Here is a 14,643-nt window from a genome sequence, read left to right as displayed (position 1 = left end):
ATCTGCTCCGCCGTGCAGGCGGAGCGCTCTCGACATGTTAGGATTCATGTATGGCAGATGCCCTTAAAATCGGCATTGCGGGCTTGGGAACTGTTGGTGCCTCGCTCGTGCGTATTCTCCAGGAACGCCATGAGGCGCTGGCGACAACATGCGGCCGGGCTATCGAGATTACCGCCGTGACGGCACGCGACAAAAACCGTGATCGTGGCGTCGATCTGTCAGCGATCGAATGGCACGATGATGCCCTGTCGCTGGCAAGGAACGCCGATATCGACGTTTTCGTCGAACTGATGGGCGGTGCCGGTGAGCCGGCTCTGTCCGCCGTGACGGCAGCTTTGTCGCGCGGTGTGCATGTGGTGACCGCCAACAAGGCGCTGCTGGCTTCGCACGGCATCAAGTTGGCCGGCCTTGCCGAGGAGCATGGTGCTCTGCTGAACTACGAAGCCGCCGTCGCCGGCGGTATTCCCGTCATCAAGGCGCTGCGTGAATCGCTCACGGGCAACACGATTTCGCGCGTTTACGGCATCATGAACGGCACCTGCAATTACATCCTGACCAAGATGGAAAAGGAAGGGCTTTCCTTCGAAGCCTGCCTGAAGGAAGCCCAGCGCCTCGGTTACGCCGAAGCCGATCCGGCCTTCGACATTGAGGGCAATGATACCGCCCACAAGCTGTCGATCCTGACCAGCCTTGCCTTCGGGACGGCCATTGCGGCCGATGACATCTATCTCGAAGGCATTACCAATATCTCGATCGACGACATTCATGCGGCCGCCGATCTCGGCTATCGCATCAAGTTGCTCGGCGTTGCCCAGCGCACCGAGAGCGGCATCGAACAGCGCGTCCATCCGACCATGGTGCCGCTCGATTCGGTGATCGCGCAGGTGGATGGCGTGACCAATGCTGTCGCGATCGAATCCGACATTCTCGGCGAATTGCTGATGGTCGGCCCCGGTGCCGGCGGCAATGCGACGGCGTCTGCTGTGCTTGGCGATATCGCTGATATCGCCAAGAGCCGACCGGGCGCCCAGCACGTTCCGGCCTTTGGCCGTCCGGTCACTGCGCTGCTTCCCTACAAGCAGGCGCAAATCCAGAGCCACGAAGGCGGATATTTCATTCGCCTGAAGGTGCAGGACAAGACCGGTGTCTTCGCCAGCATCGCCACCCGCATGGCGGAAAACCGCATCTCGCTGGAATCGATCGTCCAGCATTCCAAGCAGCATGTCGAAACCGACGGGCCGCAGACGATCATTCTCGTCACCCATGCGACGACTGAAGATTCGGTGCGCAAGGCCGTGGCGTCGATCAAAGGCGAAGGCTACCTGGTCGGCGAACCGCAGGTCATCCGCATCGAGCGTCCGAAGACCGCCTGACATAGAAACGTGTTGATCTTCTTCTGCGGCCCCATCCGGTTTCATATCCGGGTGGGGCTGTTTTTGTTGCGGTTTGCGTGAAAAGCGAAACCCGCGTACCAACAGGCGCGTGAAGCCAAAGGTGTGCCATGATTGAATTACCGGATCCGGTCCAGCGGGCCTTTCTCAATGTCGAGCACTCGGCAACAGGACAGCGCTGGATTTCTCGGCTCGATCAGGCCGGGCAGAACCGGGCGCTTGCCATCAGTCAGGTTCATGGCTTTTCCGATCTCATTGCCCGGGTGCTGGCCGGGCGCGGTGTCACCATGGACGATGCTGTCGCCTTCCTCGATCCCACGATCCGCTCGCTGATGCCGGATCCCGATACGCTGACCGATTGCAGCAAGGCGGCCGCCCGCATCGTCAAGGCGATTGCAGCGCAAGAGAAAGTCGCCATCTTCGGCGACTATGACGTGGATGGTGCTGCGTCCTCGGCGCTGATGTTCCGTTTCCTGCGCCATTTCGGCGTCGATGCCGAGATCTACATTCCGGACCGCATCTTCGAAGGCTACGGCCCGAATCCGGCCGCGATCAACCAGTTGATCGACAACGGCGCGCAACTGATCGTCACCGTCGACTGCGGCTCGACCAGCCAGGAATCGCTTGCTGTCGCTGAATCGCGCGGCATCGATGTCGTCGTCATCGATCATCATCAGGTTGGCGCGCAGTTGCCGCCGTGTGTGGCTTTGGTCAATCCGAACCGGGAAGACGATCTGTCAGGGCAGGGGCATCTGTGCGCCGCCGGCGTCGTTTTCCTTGTCCTCGTCAACACCATGCGGCAGTTGCGCGAAAGCGGCGATCGCCGGGTTGCGTCGTTTGATCTGCTGGCGTTGCTCGATCTCGTCGCCTTGGCGACCGTCTGCGACGTTGTGCCGTTGAAGGGTTTGAACCGGGCCTATGTCGTCAAGGGCCTGGTTGCTGCCCGCCACATGCAGAACCCGGGACTATCGGCCCTGTTTCGCAAGGCTGGGCTTGGTGGGCCTGTCACGCCTTATCATTTCGGCTTCCTGATCGGCCCACGCATCAATGCCGGGGGACGAATCGGCGATGCCGCACTCGGTAGCCGCCTGCTTACGCTGGACGATGAAAACACTGCGGAGCAGATCGCCGCGCGGCTGGACGAACTCAACCGCGAACGCCAGGTGATGGAGATCGCCATGCTGGCCGAGGCTGAGGCCGAGGCGCTGGCTGAATACGGGGACGGCCAATCGGCATCGATCATCGTCACCGCGCACGAAAACTGGCATCCGGGAATCGTTGGACTGCTGGCCGCACGCCTGAAGGAGAAATTCCGCCGCCCCGCTTTCGCGGTTGCCTTCGATCCGAACGGACGGGGAACCGGGTCCGGCCGCTCCATCAGCGGGTTCGACATCGGCAAGGTCGTCCGGGCTGCGGTCGATGCCGGGCTTCTGGTCAAGGGTGGCGGTCATGCGATGGCGGCAGGTTTGACGGTCGAGCGCGCCAACCTCGGCAAGCTCAGGCATTTCTTCGACGAAAGGGCTGCAGACGCGGTCAAGGATCTCGTTTCCAATGAAACCCTGAAGATTGACGGCGCGCTTGGCGCTGCCGGTGCGAATCTCCCGCTGATCGATCAGTTGGAGCATGCCGGACCATATGGGGCAGGGCATCCGCAGCCCATCTTCGCCTTGCCGGCCCACCGGATTCGCGATTCTCGCCAGGTGGGCGCCAATCACATCAAGGTCACACTGGAAGGCCAGGACGGCTCTCGCGTCGAAGGCATAGCCTTCCGCGCGCTGGAGACGCCGCTCGGCGATCTTCTTCTGTCGGAGCGTGGGTCATCCATCCATGTCGCTGCGTCGATTTCAGCCGATATGTGGCAGGGAACGCGCCGTGTACAATTGCGCATCATCGATGCTGCCAAGGCGCTTTGATCGGCTATTGTTGAGCCGTCGCAAACATTCATCAATGTCGGGATTTGAGAACCACAATGGTACGCCCTAGGGGAGTCGAACCCCTCTTCCCAGAATAAAAATCTGGTGTCCTAACCGATAGACGAAGGGCGCAGCCGTTGTGTGGGCGTCTTATAGTCAGAGGCTTCGGATGCTGCAAGCGCTAAATCGCATTTTTTCGATGATTTTTCGCAATAAAATCAGCGCCGGAGAAAGATCGATTCCGGCGCGCAAAATCGCCCTCACACGGACGGCTTTTACCGCAAATGCCATGAATACCGATGTCGGGGAGAGGTTCACAATGGTACGCCCTAGGGGAGTCGAACCCCTCTTCCCAGAATGAAAATCTGGTGTCCTAACCGATAGACGAAGGGCGCAGCCGTTGTGTGGGCGTCTTATAGTCAGGGCTTTTGATTACCGCAAGCGGCAAATTTCATTTTCCTGTAAAAAAGTCATGCTATGGAAAAATCTTTCCGAGGACGAGAAATTTCATAGCAAAAACAGTTGTTTACGGATCATCCCCTGCGACGGCGGCAGCGCCAGTTCCAGTCGCGGGCCTCGCCCGTATCAATGTGGACGGATTCCGTATGGCAATATGTACCGACGCCACCGCGCCCCGGAATGGTGCGCAGATATTGGGCCAGATCCCACTTGCTGACGCCTGGCACTTGGATATCAGCGGCTTCGCAGGTCGTGTGTCGTGAATGCGGACGACCGCCGGCGCGGCGATTGTGCTGTACGTCCCTCAGGCCAGACGTGACCATGATCTTACGGCCGTAATGATTCTCGACCACCTTGAGGACCTGCAACAGATCCGGTTTGAAACAGCCCGTTTCGACCTTTTTCGTTTGTAACCACAGGCCGTTGGGCGCCAGACGTGCAAGGCCGGACAGTGAGGCTTGCTCGATCGCAGGGCTGTCGTCGTCATGGCCCGGCTCGGAATCATCCGTGGTCGCAAACATGGATGTCGTCTGCACGCCGGGAAGGGCAGTGAAGCCCAGCGCGGCGATCTGCGGCTGCTCCCTGCTGAACTGGGTTTTCTTGACCTGTGCCTTGGCGAAGCGGTCATTGTCGAATTGATTCTTGTTGCGGCGTTTGGCGGCGAACAATCCGGCCAGCGTCAGCGTCTTTTTCGCCTGATCGGTTGAGTCGCCCTCATTCTGTTGCTGGCTGGAGTCGGGAACGATGGCTGGCTGGGCCGGCGTTGTTTCCGCAAAAGCCGTTTGCACGGCCGGCTGCGATTCGCCGGACGCACGCATCGTGTCGCCGCTGGAAGGGACGGGAACACTCGCCGGAAGTGGGGTGCCCTCGCTATCGACCTCGGCGCTCGCGACCTGCTGACCTGGGTCGACGACGCCTTGCGTATTGCTTGCACCTTCGAGCGGAAGAGGCGTCGGGTTTGCGGCCGGCTGGCCACTGTTGAAAAGACTGTTGCTCGCCGGGTTGACGCCGGTGTTCTGGCCGGCCGCAACCGGTACGGTCGCCTGACCCGTTGTTGCCGCCTGGCCCTGAACCGGCACGGCATTAGGATTTTGCACGGAGAAAATGCTGCTCGACGTTGCTTTGAGCCCTGTGCTCTGCATCGTCAACGATCCCGGTTCACCATTGGTCGGCATCGGCATCATCGCGTTCTGCTGGGGGTAGCCGACCTGCTGTTGCTGTTGCGGCAGCATCTGCTGTTGCTGGGGATTGGAGCCGACAGCTGCGACCTGTTGGTCCTGATAGGGACCGGCCGCTGGTTGCTGCTCCGCATCGGCACCGGCAACTTCCGGGACATCCTGTTCGGCAGCCGACGCCGCCTCCGCCGTGTCCTTGGCGGCGCTGACGCAGCCGGAAAGGCTGAGCGCAGATACTGTCAGGGCGAGGGCGCAGCCTAAACTGCGGATCGTCACTGCTTTTCGCAGAAGATGACGCAACGTTGGATCCCCACTCAATAAAGACCGTGGCGACATCGCGTTGCCGTCATGGCCATTCATCAGGAAGTCACACAGACACTTGGCCCACACGCTCCCTCTGAGGGCATTCGTGCGGTTCCTTGCGGCTTGACCGGTTTTGCCGGAATAGGATGCGACAACCTCAAGCGGTCGCTGGCATCCAGATCCCCTTAACGTTTCGTTCAAACATTAGTGAACGCGCCGTTATTTGTAAACCTGCGCTGACGCAGGCGGCATTTCCTCGCCCTGCTTTCCGGGTTTTCCACCGCTGGTGGCCTTGAGGAAGAACAGGCGATATCCTCGAACCCGGCCCGCAAGAGCCGGAGGACGCGGCAGATATCGCCTGTCCGCGTTGTGCGGGGCTTACCAGGCGCCGGTATTGGACATGGAGGCCCAGGGTTCCTGCGCGGGCAGGTTCTCGCCCTTCTGCAGGATCTCTATCGAAATGCCGTCGGGTGAACGCACAAATGCCATATGGCCGTCGCGGGGAGGGCGATTGATGATGACGCCATTGTCCTGCAGGTGTTGGCAGGTCGCATAGATATCGTCGACTTCGTAGGCGAGGTGGCCGAAATTGCGCCCACCGGCGTAGTCCTCGGTGTCCCAATTATAGGTCAGTTCGAGGCAGGGAGAGAGTTCCGACTTGGCACGGTCCAGATCGCCTGGCGCTGCAAGGAAAACCAGGGTGAAACGGCCCTTTTCATTCTCGTAGCGACGGATTTCCACAAGACCGAAAAGTGTGCTCCAGAAGTGAAGTGAAGCGTCGAGATCTTTGACGCGAACCATCGTGTGCAGATAACGCATTGTAATGCCCCTGTTTTGCGGAAGATGGCTATATGTAGCTCACAGCCAGCCAGAGGCAAGGCTCGCGCGCTAGTCTCGACCAAAGTCAAATTTCATCCGAGGGCTTGCACAATTGCGGCGGGACGATGTTATTCTGACTGTCAAGAATCAGTTAACCGTAATGATTGTGACGCGTAATCGAGGGGCTGGACAGGCAATGGCGGACAGGATTTCAGCGAAGGGCGTTACGCCGGAAGACGACTTCGGCAGCGATGCGCTCGATCTGGTTGAAATCACCGGCGTGATCAAGTGGTTCGATGTTGCCAAGGGTTTCGGTTTCATCGTCCCTGACAATGGCATGCAGGATGTTCTGGTCCATGTGACCTGCCTGCGCCGCGACGGCTATCAGACGGTTCTCGAAGGTGCCCGCGTCGTCGCCCTCATCCAGAAGCGTGATCGCGGCTACCAGGCCTTCCGCATTCTTTCCATGGATCAGTCGACGGCGGTTCATCCATCCCAACTGCCTCCGGTCAAGACCCATGTGCAGGTGACGCCGACCAGTGGCCTGGAACGTTGCCTGGTGAAATGGTTCAACCGCACCAAGGGTTTTGGCTTCCTGACCCGCGGTGACGGTACCGAGGATATCTTCATCCATATGGAAACCCTGCGCCGTTTCGGTCTGACGGAACTGCGTCCGGGACAGACGGTACTGGTCCGTTTCGGAGATGGCGACAAGGGCCTGATGGCGGCGGAAATCCACCCGGATGTTCCTGCCCCGATTGGGCGGGCACACTGATGGAAGGGCGCGTCTTGCGCCGCACAGGAAGCGCCCTTGTGGCGCTTTTTTTGTGTCTTGTTCCGTTTCTGGCCAATGCCGAGGTCGTCTTTGACCGCGTCCCCCTGACGATCACTGCTGCGAATGGCAAGGTTCATACCTTTACCGTCGAGCTGGCTCTGGATAACGAGCAGCGTGCGCACGGGCTGATGTTTCGCCGCACGATGGCCAAGGACGCGGGCATGCTGTTCGATTTCGGCACGACGCGGCAGGTAATGATGTGGATGAAAAACACCTATCTGCCGCTCGACATGCTGTTCATCGCGCGTGATGGCCGGGTGATGACTGTTCGTGAAAATGCCGTACCGTTCTCCGAAACGATCATCGATTCCCGCGTACCCGTCGCGTTCGTGCTTGAATTGAATGCCGGTGTGGTCGCGCGCCTTGGCATTGCAGAGGGAGACCGTGTCGATGCACCGCGCATCGCCGCTACCGTTCCTGCATCCAAGCCATAACCCCTGAAGCAGATCGGAGGGATTGTGCAATTTAGCTGTTGCAGGGGCAGGGGGAAGCGTGTATCTCCCCGCCATCGACAGGTCACGGAGTGTAGCGCAGCCTGGTAGCGCATCTGGTTTGGGACCAGAGGGTCGGGAGTTCGAATCTCTCCACTCCGACCATTGATTTTCCCTCCTCAAATTAATTGTTGGACGTCCGCAGGCAAGGCGTGGCGGTGCCGAATGGCTGTTTCCGGTGAACGAATGGCCATGTCGCCGGAAATACGGCGTATTCGCAAAATTGCCGGGAAATGCCGGAAAGTCATTCCGTTTTAATCCATTCTGCGCTATGGCAATGCGCAGCAATCGACGGCGCAGCGCCGCCGCAACGAAAACCTGTGGAGCCCGCTCGAAACATGTCCGCGAAAATCTATCGACCCGCAAAAACCGCCATGCAGTCTGGTAAGGCCAAGACGCATTTGTGGGTGCTGGAGTTCGATCAGGAAACGCCGCGCACGATCGATCCGATCATGGGCTATACGAGTTCGGGAGACACCCGCCAGCAGGTGAAGCTGACCTTCGAGACGGCGGAGCAGGCGGTTGCCTATGCCGAGCGCAACGGTATCGAATACCGGGTCATCGCGCCGAAGGAGCCGACCCGCAAGAACGTGTCCTACAGCGACAACTTCCGCTTCACCCGCTCGCAGCCTTGGACGCATTGATCATCTGAAAACCAGCATGTCGGAGACGTGTTCTCCGCCAAACGGCCCCTTAGCTCAGCTGGATAGAGCACCTGCCTTCTAAGCAGGTTGTCGCTGGTTCGAATCCAGCAGGGGTCGCCATTTCTTCCTGAAGTTTCGACGCGGCACGTCAGAGCACGAAAAAGCCGATCACGGCCGCGATTGGCACCGGGACGCCGACCAGCCAGACCAGCAATTCTCGGATCATGAACTGCCGATATTCGATATCCGCCGTTGACATGCGGGCATTTGAGATAGGGGAACTTGGCGTGGGCACGGCAGTCTCCAGGGCTGAAACGAACATCCAACGGCAGGATGACAACGATTTGCGAAGGGCCTGTGAAACGGAACACGCACCGACGCGAAGATCGTCAATCCTTTAAGATCGCTGCTCTAACGCCGGGTTCGCATTTTCGTTCCAGTCGTGGGCCGATGAATAAACGCGGGAAAAGAAATGACGGAACCAAGCTCCACCTGTTGCGTTCGGGGGCATGGACCAGATTTTCGCCGACATGTTTCCCTCGACGCAAATTCCCTATCCCGTGATCGTCGCGCGATTTTGCGGGGCAATCTTTTTCGGTGGGCTCATCGGTTTCGAGCGAGAGGCGCAGGATAAGGCAGCCGGACTGCGCACCCATATCCTGATCAGCCTCGCTGCTGCGGTCTTTGCCATCATCTCGATCGAAAGCGTACATATGCCCGGACTGTCGGATGATCAGGTACGAATCGACCCGCTTCGGGTTGTCGAAGCCGTCACGGCCGGTGTTGCATTTCTTGCAGCTGGTACGATCGTGCTGTCGGGTGGGCAGGTTCGCGGCCTGACAACGGGGGCGGGAATGTGGCTGGCCGGCGCAATCGGCCTTGCCCTCGGTTTCGGACACTGGCTGATAGCGGCTTTCGCTCTCGCTGCGGGATTGACCGTGCTTTACGCCGTCGCCAAGGCTCAGGAGGCACTCTGGCGAAAAACACCGCAACAGAAGACCCTTACGGCAAAGAAAGCGGACAAGCACGGCAAATCCGGTGACTAAAAAAACGGGCCGATGGCATGATTGCCAATCGGCCCGTCCGGTAAAGGTCGGCTAGGGGAATTTCCAGACATCCGCAGATAGATGAGCGCTGCGAACGGGAGGTCTCTTACGGCCTCATCATGCCTGATCGAAGATAAACGATTTGACATGATGCGCAGGAAATTTGACATATATCGAATGCCAACGAAGTTGAGTGCGGACGCGCCGGTCGATGTCGTTATTGTTGTTTTGCCGGAATCATCGATCATGTCGCTGGCCTCCGTGCTCGATCCCATGCGCGCCGCCAACCGCGTGGCTGGGAGAACGTTGTTCCGCTGGACGATCCGGTCCCCAGACGGTCAGGCTGTTCCCTTGACTTGTGGACTCTCCATTGCCGTCGATGGAACATTCTCCGCGCGGGAGGGGGGCGATTTCCTGCTTGTCATCGGCGGCTTCAATCTGGAGCGTTACGCCGGCAAGGCCTTCACTGCCAGCCTACAGGCCGCAGCGCGCAATTTTGCCGTTGTGGCCGGTATCGAATCGGGTTGCTGGCTTCTGGCGCGTTCAGGCCTCGTCAATGGTCGCACCGCGACGGCGCATTGGGAGGAGCTCGAAGATTTCGCAATGGCATTTCCGGACGTTTCGGTGCGGGCGGACCGGTTTGTCACCGACGGAAAATTCTGGACCTCCGGTGGCGCGTCTCCAACATTCGACATGATGCTGCACATGATCCGGCAGCGATTCGGCTCCACAATCGCGCTGGATGTCGCCAGTATCTTTGTTTATGACGAAACACATGCCGCAACGGATGCACAGCCGCTTGTGTCACTTGGGCGTGTGGAAACACTGGATCCGGATCTGGCGCGGGCTATCCGCCTGATGGAGCGGACACTCGACCGGCCACTTTCGATTGCTGCTCTTGCGGTGCGGGCGGGCCAGTCGCAGCGCCGGCTCGAAATGCGCTTTGCCAAGACCCTGGGGATCAGCCCCGGCATCTATTATCTGCGGCTGCGCCTGCAGGCGGCACACCGCATGGTCAGCGATACCCGCCTGACCATGCGTGACATCGCTCTTCGCTGCGGCTTCGACAGTCTGTCGTCCTTTTCGCGTGCCTTCAAAAATCACTATGGCCAAAGCCCCTTGAAACTGCGCGTAGGTCACAGCCGGACAACGTGAGCCTGCCGACGCGGATTCGGCTATACGCCCCGAACGGAGGCGAATGCGCGACATCGCCACTTCGCGATTTCCAGTTCGTCGCGAATTTGCTAATGGCGTTCGAAATTTGCCACAATCTTGGTTTCAAGCCTGCGGAAGGCTGCGCGCGTTAGGATTCGGCTGTCGGTTGCACGGTGTTGCGCGGGGAGAGTTTGATTGTACTGGTTCATACAGCATGCCCGCGTTAGTGCAGCACTTGTGATTCGAGAAACAGCCGCCCGCTACGGCAGTAAGCCGGGGGGCTACATCTGGGCGCTGCTCGATCCGCTCGCGCATGTCCTGATGATGACGACGATCTATCAGACGCTGGCAAGGACACCGGCCCTGGGAACGGACTTTTCGCTGTTCTTCGCTTCGGGATATCTTCCGTTTTCTGTCTACCAGCAGATGTCCTCATTTGTCTCGAGCGCGATCCGGGCGAACAAGAACCTGTTCTCCTATCCGGTCGTTTCCCCCTTTGATGCAGTGGTTGGCCGTTACATCCTTCAACTGGTCACCTCGGTTCTGGTGATGATCGTGGTTTTTGCGATCTGCACGTCCGAACCTCAGCGTTTGGGTCAACTGGATGCAGGAAATGCAGTGCTCGTGGTTATGCTCGCATCCATGCTGGGTGTCGGCGTCGGCATGGCCAATGTCGCCCTTTTCAACGATTTTCCGCTTTACGAGAAGATTTTCACGCTTCTCAATCGGCCGATTTTCATGATGTCGGGCGTCCTCTTCCTGCCGGATATGATGCCGCGCCCCTACAGCGACATTCTCCTTTGGAATCCGCTGTCGCATGTCACAATGTGGTTCCGCACTGCCATTTATCCGGAATACACGGCCACCGGCCTCGACAAGACCTATGTCATCGAATTCGCCATCGCCCTGGTGATGATTGGGCTGACGCTGTTCACGATGTCGCGGTCGCTGCGGGAAGACAGGATCTAGGCTGCGGAAGGCTTTGCATTCGCCGAAAGAAGATCAAACGTCGTTCTGGTGAGGCAGAAACTCGGCCTCAAGGACGCGGCTGACGTATTTGGCCCTTTAGCCTCTTGCACGATATGATCTCGGATATATCGATCCGGCGGAGGAGACTTTGCAAGCCGTCGATAATCCGTTCGGCACGAGGTTGTCACCCATGTCTTAGGTACGAAATGCTACCTATGTCTAGGTATGGACAGAAGTTATGTGGTGAGAGCGCAGGGATTCGAACCCTGGACCTACTGATTAAAAGTCAGTTGCTCTACCGGCTGAGCTACGCTCTCCCAGAACCGGGTAATCTTGCCCGGCGGAAGTGGGCGGACATATGCACAGTGGTTTCGTTCCGGTCAACCCAAAAATCGGATGAAAACAGAAATTCAGCGATTGACGTGATGATCGCCAAAAGGTGATTGGTATCGGCGGATACATCGGCGCTAAGACGACGCGGCTTGGTGCAAGCTGGAGTTTTGAACGGGTGTCGATCGCTGATATTTCCATCTGGACCGCTGTCCTGGCCGGTGCCTTGTCGTTCCTGTCGCCCTGCGTTTTGCCACTTGTGCCGCCCTATCTTTGTTACATGGCGGGTATCTCGGTCGATCAGTTTCGGGGCGGCGAGGCTCAGGTTGCTGTGGCGGGAACGCGCCGCGCAGTTTTTGGAGCGGCCTTTTTCTTCACGCTTGGTTTCGCCACGGTCTTCGTAGCGCTGGGGGCGGGTGCGTCGTCCATCGGACTGGTGCTGCGCCAGCATATCGACATTCTCTCCCGCGTCGGCGGCATCATCATCATCATCATGGGGCTGCATTTCCTTGGCGTCTTCCGGATCGGCATTCTCGGCCGCGAAGCGCGGTTCCAGGGCGGCGGCAAGCCGGCGACGCTTTCGGGCGCCTACATCATGGGCCTTGCCTTTGCCTTCGGCTGGACGCCCTGCATCGGCCCGGTGCTCGGCACGATCCTCGGCGTCGCGGCAGCCCGCGATACCGTGACCGATGGCGCTCTGCTGCTTGCGGTCTATTCGCTGGGGCTCGCCATCCCCTTCTGGATCGCAGCCGGTTTCTCCGGCGCCTTCATGGCCTTCCTGTCCCGTTTCCGACGTCATCTTGGCCTTGTGGAAAAGCTGATGGGCGTTTTTCTGGTGTTGGCCGGGCTCGCTTTCGTCTTCGGTTTCATCAGTTCAATGGCGATCTGGTTTCAGGAAACCTTTCCCGTGCTGATGCAAATCGGTTAAGCACGGGCTTCATCAGAGGCTCGCGCGTAAAAAATGGCTGAAATATCCGGATTGGTGCTGCCGTTCTTCGGCCTGATCTTCCTCGGTTACCTGACGGCCCGGCTGAGGCCGCACGCGGCCGGCGAGGGCGCCGGCGATGCGATGGGCTGGCTCAATACCTTCATCATCTACCTCGCCCTGCCGGCCTTGTTCTTCAAACTGGTATCGAAGACGCCGATCGAGCAACTGACCCGATTTGATTTCGTCTTCACTTCAATGGGCGTAACCTACACGATCTTCGGTCTCGTTTTCGCAGCCGGCTATGTCATTCGCCGGAATTCATTGGCCGAGTCGACTGTGCAGGGGCTCGCCGGCGCCTATGGCAATATCGGCTATATGGGGCCTGGCCTTGCGCTTCTGGCGCTTGGCGAACCAGCGGCGGTGCCGGTGGCACTGATCTTCTGCTTTGAAAACGTGCTGCACTTCATGGTCGCGCCAGCGATGATGGCGCTTGCGGGCGGCGAGAAACGTTCACCGGGCCGGCTTGTCGTCAGCATAGGGCGAAAAATCGTGCTGCATCCGTTTATCTTGTCGACCGTCGCCGGCGTGGCGGCGGCGGCTGTCGGATTCCAGCCGCCGGTTCCGATCCAGAGGCTGATTGACTATCTGGCGCAGGCCGCGGCTCCCTGTGCGCTGTTTGCCATGGGCGTCACGCTGGCGCTCCGCCCTCTCAAGCGGATTCCGGCCGAGATCGGTTACATTGTCCCGGCAAAACTCGTCCTTCATCCGGTTCTGATGTACCTGGTATTGAGTCTGGTCGGAAATTTCGAGCCGGTCTGGGTGCAGACGGCGGTGCTTCTGGCGTCTCTCCCGACGGCCACCAACGTCTTTGTCATCGGGCAGCAGTACGGCGTCTGGCAGGAGCGGGCATCGGCGACGATCCTGATCACCACGGTCCTGTCGGTCGCGACAGTTACCATCCTGCTGTATCTGATCAGTTCAGGCGCGCTGCCGCCCGATCTTTTCCCGTAAGCTTTTGCTCAGCGACTTCAAAGCGCTGCCGGGGTTCAGCCCTTCATGCATCATGAAATTGCGCAGAGGCGGAACGCTGGCAAGCGCCTGCAGGCCGGCGGCCCGCAACATCTGCACCGGCAGGAAATCGGACAGAAGCGAGCGATTGAGCAGATCCACGCTGACGGTGCGGGTCAGAATATCGGCTCGCCGCTTGCGGTCGTACCGTTGTCCGAAATCGGCGGAAACAGGCGCTGCGCCGAGAAGCGAAATGGCTGCCATGATGTCCCGCAGGCTGAGATTCAGCCCCTGGGCGCCGATCGGCGGGAAGGCATGGGCAGCTTCGCCGATCAGGATCGTGCGGCCCCGGCCGAAAGCCTTGGCTGACATGCCTGAGAGGGGAAATGATTGCGCGGGGCCATCCACCGTGATCTTGCCGAGAATCGACTGCATCCGACGCTCGACCGCCGATGAAAGTGCATCCAGCGACAGTGCCACCGTTGCCGCGGCCGCTTCGGGCTTTTGTACCCAGACGAGGCTGGAACGGCCGCCTGGCAGGGGAACCTGCGTGAATGGGCCGTCCGGCGTGTGAAACTCGGTGGATATGTTCTGGTGAGGCACCTGATGCGCGAAGTTCAGCACAACCGCGCTTTGCGGATAGGACCAGTTGCGCACGTCGATACCGGCTGCCTGTCGGACGGCGGACTTCCGCCCATCGGCGCCGACCACGAGGTCGGCGGTCATGGTGTTTCCGTCGTCGAGCACAAGAGTTGCCCGTTCTTCGGCAAAGTTGATCTCCGAGAGGCTGGCTGTCACACGTTTCAGCGATGGCCGGCTTTCCATTGCCCGATCCAGAAGAGCCAGGAAGGGCGCATTCGGAATGTTGTAGCCGAATGCGTCAAGGCCAACTTCGGCGGCATGAAACGTGACGGTCGGTGCGCGCAGGAGACGATCGGTGCCGTCGATAATACGCATACTGGCGAGCGGCGCTACGGACGGCGCAATATCGTTCCAAAGACCGAGCTTGCGGACAAGCTCAAGCGATTGATCCATCAGCGCGGTCGTGCGTCCGTCGGCGCGACCTACGGCGGGCGCGATCAGAATGACGGTGCGCCCAGCATCGGCAAACGCTAGGGCTGCCAGAGATCCGGCCAACCCGGCACCGACAACGGCTATTTCATAGTGTCCCATCACG

At 59.3% G+C, this 14,643-nt stretch carries 15 protein-coding genes and 5 tRNA genes; 12 read left to right on the top strand and 8 right to left on the bottom strand.

The annotated features are described in order from the left end of the window. Window positions 1-50 precede the first annotated feature (50 nt). A complete protein-coding gene (locus ASG68_RS22380) occupies window positions 51-1,373 on the top strand; it encodes a homoserine dehydrogenase (protein WP_062585714.1) in 1,323 nt (440 codons plus the stop codon). Window positions 1,374-1,501: 128 nt separating this feature from the next. Further along, the gene (gene recJ / locus ASG68_RS22375; RefSeq protein WP_062585716.1) at window positions 1,502-3,304 is read left to right on the top strand and encodes a single-stranded-DNA-specific exonuclease RecJ; all 1,803 of its coding nucleotides are present in this window, start codon (window positions 1,502-1,504) and stop codon (window positions 3,302-3,304) included. A gap of 57 nt (window positions 3,305-3,361) precedes the next feature. Here recJ and ASG68_RS22370 read toward each other — a convergent pair. From ASG68_RS22370 to ASG68_RS22355, 4 genes are all read right to left on the bottom strand, one after another. Next, window positions 3,362-3,436 (bottom strand) — tRNA-Lys (locus ASG68_RS22370). A gap of 188 nt (window positions 3,437-3,624) precedes the next feature. Next, window positions 3,625-3,699: transfer RNA gene (locus ASG68_RS22365), tRNA-Glu, on the bottom strand. A 138-nt stretch (window positions 3,700-3,837) separates the two neighbouring features. Then, window positions 3,838-5,298, bottom strand: a complete 1,461-nt coding sequence (locus ASG68_RS22360; RefSeq protein WP_244484311.1) for a D-Ala-D-Ala carboxypeptidase family metallohydrolase — start codon at window positions 5,296-5,298, stop codon at window positions 3,838-3,840. A 321-nt stretch (window positions 5,299-5,619) separates the two neighbouring features. Beyond that, window positions 5,620-6,060 (bottom strand): VOC family protein, encoded by a 441-nt coding sequence (locus ASG68_RS22355; protein ID WP_062585720.1) that lies wholly within the window; start codon window positions 6,058-6,060, stop codon window positions 5,620-5,622. Window positions 6,061-6,256: 196 nt separating this feature from the next. Here ASG68_RS22355 and ASG68_RS22350 point away from each other — a divergent pair, with 196 nt between their 5' ends. From ASG68_RS22350 to ASG68_RS22330, 5 genes are all read left to right on the top strand, one after another. Continuing rightward, window positions 6,257-6,835, top strand: coding sequence for a cold-shock protein (locus ASG68_RS22350; RefSeq protein ID WP_062585722.1), 579 nt, complete (start codon window positions 6,257-6,259; stop codon window positions 6,833-6,835). Then, window positions 6,835-7,329: a DUF192 domain-containing protein gene (locus ASG68_RS22345; protein ID WP_062585724.1), complete on the top strand. Its 495-nt coding sequence runs from the start codon at window positions 6,835-6,837 to the stop codon at window positions 7,327-7,329. The genes ASG68_RS22350 and ASG68_RS22345 overlap by 1 nt, the downstream gene beginning before the upstream one ends. Window positions 7,330-7,414: 85 nt before the next feature. Beyond that, window positions 7,415-7,491 (top strand) — tRNA-Pro (locus ASG68_RS22340). Window positions 7,492-7,724: 233 nt separating this feature from the next. Next, window positions 7,725-8,030, top strand: a complete 306-nt coding sequence (locus tag ASG68_RS22335) for an ETC complex I subunit (protein WP_062585725.1) — start codon at window positions 7,725-7,727, stop codon at window positions 8,028-8,030. Window positions 8,031-8,073: 43 nt separating this feature from the next. Further along, window positions 8,074-8,150: transfer RNA gene (locus ASG68_RS22330), tRNA-Arg, on the top strand. A 28-nt stretch (window positions 8,151-8,178) separates the two neighbouring features. Here the strand turns inward: ASG68_RS22330 and ASG68_RS31590 are convergent. Next, window positions 8,179-8,325 carry a hypothetical protein gene (locus ASG68_RS31590; protein ID WP_156373670.1) on the bottom strand — a complete coding sequence of 49 codons (147 nt, stop codon included), beginning with the start codon at window positions 8,323-8,325 and terminating at the stop codon, window positions 8,179-8,181. Between the two features lie 214 nt (window positions 8,326-8,539). On the opposite strand from ASG68_RS31590, the gene ASG68_RS22325 reads away from it, so the two are divergent. Beyond that, window positions 8,540-9,076, top strand: a complete 537-nt coding sequence (locus tag ASG68_RS22325; protein ID WP_062585727.1) for an MgtC/SapB family protein — start codon at window positions 8,540-8,542, stop codon at window positions 9,074-9,076. Here ASG68_RS22325 and ASG68_RS31760 read toward each other — a convergent pair. Beyond that, entirely contained in the window at window positions 9,073-9,324 is a 252-nt protein-coding gene (locus tag ASG68_RS31760) for a hypothetical protein (protein ID WP_162243549.1), read from the bottom strand. The two genes, ASG68_RS22325 and ASG68_RS31760, sit on opposite strands and share 4 nt — an antisense overlap. Between ASG68_RS31760 and ASG68_RS22320 the strand changes: the two genes are divergently transcribed. Together ASG68_RS22320 and ASG68_RS22315 are read left to right on the top strand one after the other, a co-directional pair. Then, window positions 9,254-10,231, top strand: coding sequence for a GlxA family transcriptional regulator (locus ASG68_RS22320; protein WP_062585730.1), 978 nt, complete (start codon window positions 9,254-9,256; stop codon window positions 10,229-10,231). The genes ASG68_RS31760 and ASG68_RS22320 overlap by 71 nt on opposite strands. Window positions 10,232-10,426: 195 nt before the next feature. Continuing rightward, window positions 10,427-11,200, top strand: coding sequence for an ABC transporter permease (locus ASG68_RS22315; protein ID WP_062585732.1), 774 nt, complete (start codon window positions 10,427-10,429; stop codon window positions 11,198-11,200). 241 nt (window positions 11,201-11,441) lie between these two features. Here the strand turns inward: ASG68_RS22315 and ASG68_RS22310 are convergent. Beyond that, a tRNA-Lys gene (locus ASG68_RS22310) sits at window positions 11,442-11,517 on the bottom strand. A 191-nt stretch (window positions 11,518-11,708) separates the two neighbouring features. Between ASG68_RS22310 and ASG68_RS22305 the strand changes: the two genes are divergently transcribed. Both ASG68_RS22305 and ASG68_RS22300 read left to right on the top strand, forming a co-directional pair. Then, window positions 11,709-12,458, top strand: a complete 750-nt coding sequence (locus ASG68_RS22305; RefSeq protein ID WP_062585870.1) for a cytochrome c biogenesis CcdA family protein — start codon at window positions 11,709-11,711, stop codon at window positions 12,456-12,458. A gap of 33 nt (window positions 12,459-12,491) precedes the next feature. Then, window positions 12,492-13,469, top strand: coding sequence for an AEC family transporter (locus tag ASG68_RS22300; protein ID WP_062585734.1), 978 nt, complete (start codon window positions 12,492-12,494; stop codon window positions 13,467-13,469). Here ASG68_RS22300 and ASG68_RS22295 read toward each other — a convergent pair. Beyond that, on the bottom strand, window positions 13,437-14,639 hold the full coding sequence (locus ASG68_RS22295; protein WP_062585872.1) for a UbiH/UbiF family hydroxylase: 1,203 nt from the start codon (window positions 14,637-14,639) through the stop codon (window positions 13,437-13,439). The genes ASG68_RS22300 and ASG68_RS22295 overlap by 33 nt on opposite strands. Window positions 14,640-14,643 lie beyond the last annotated feature (4 nt).

It is taken from the genome of Rhizobium sp. Leaf453 (genome assembly GCF_001425605.1).
Classification (GTDB): Bacteria; Pseudomonadota; Alphaproteobacteria; order Rhizobiales; family Rhizobiaceae; genus Pararhizobium.
Note: the sequence above shows the minus strand (reverse complement) of the source record. Positions and strands in the feature narration are given on the sequence as shown.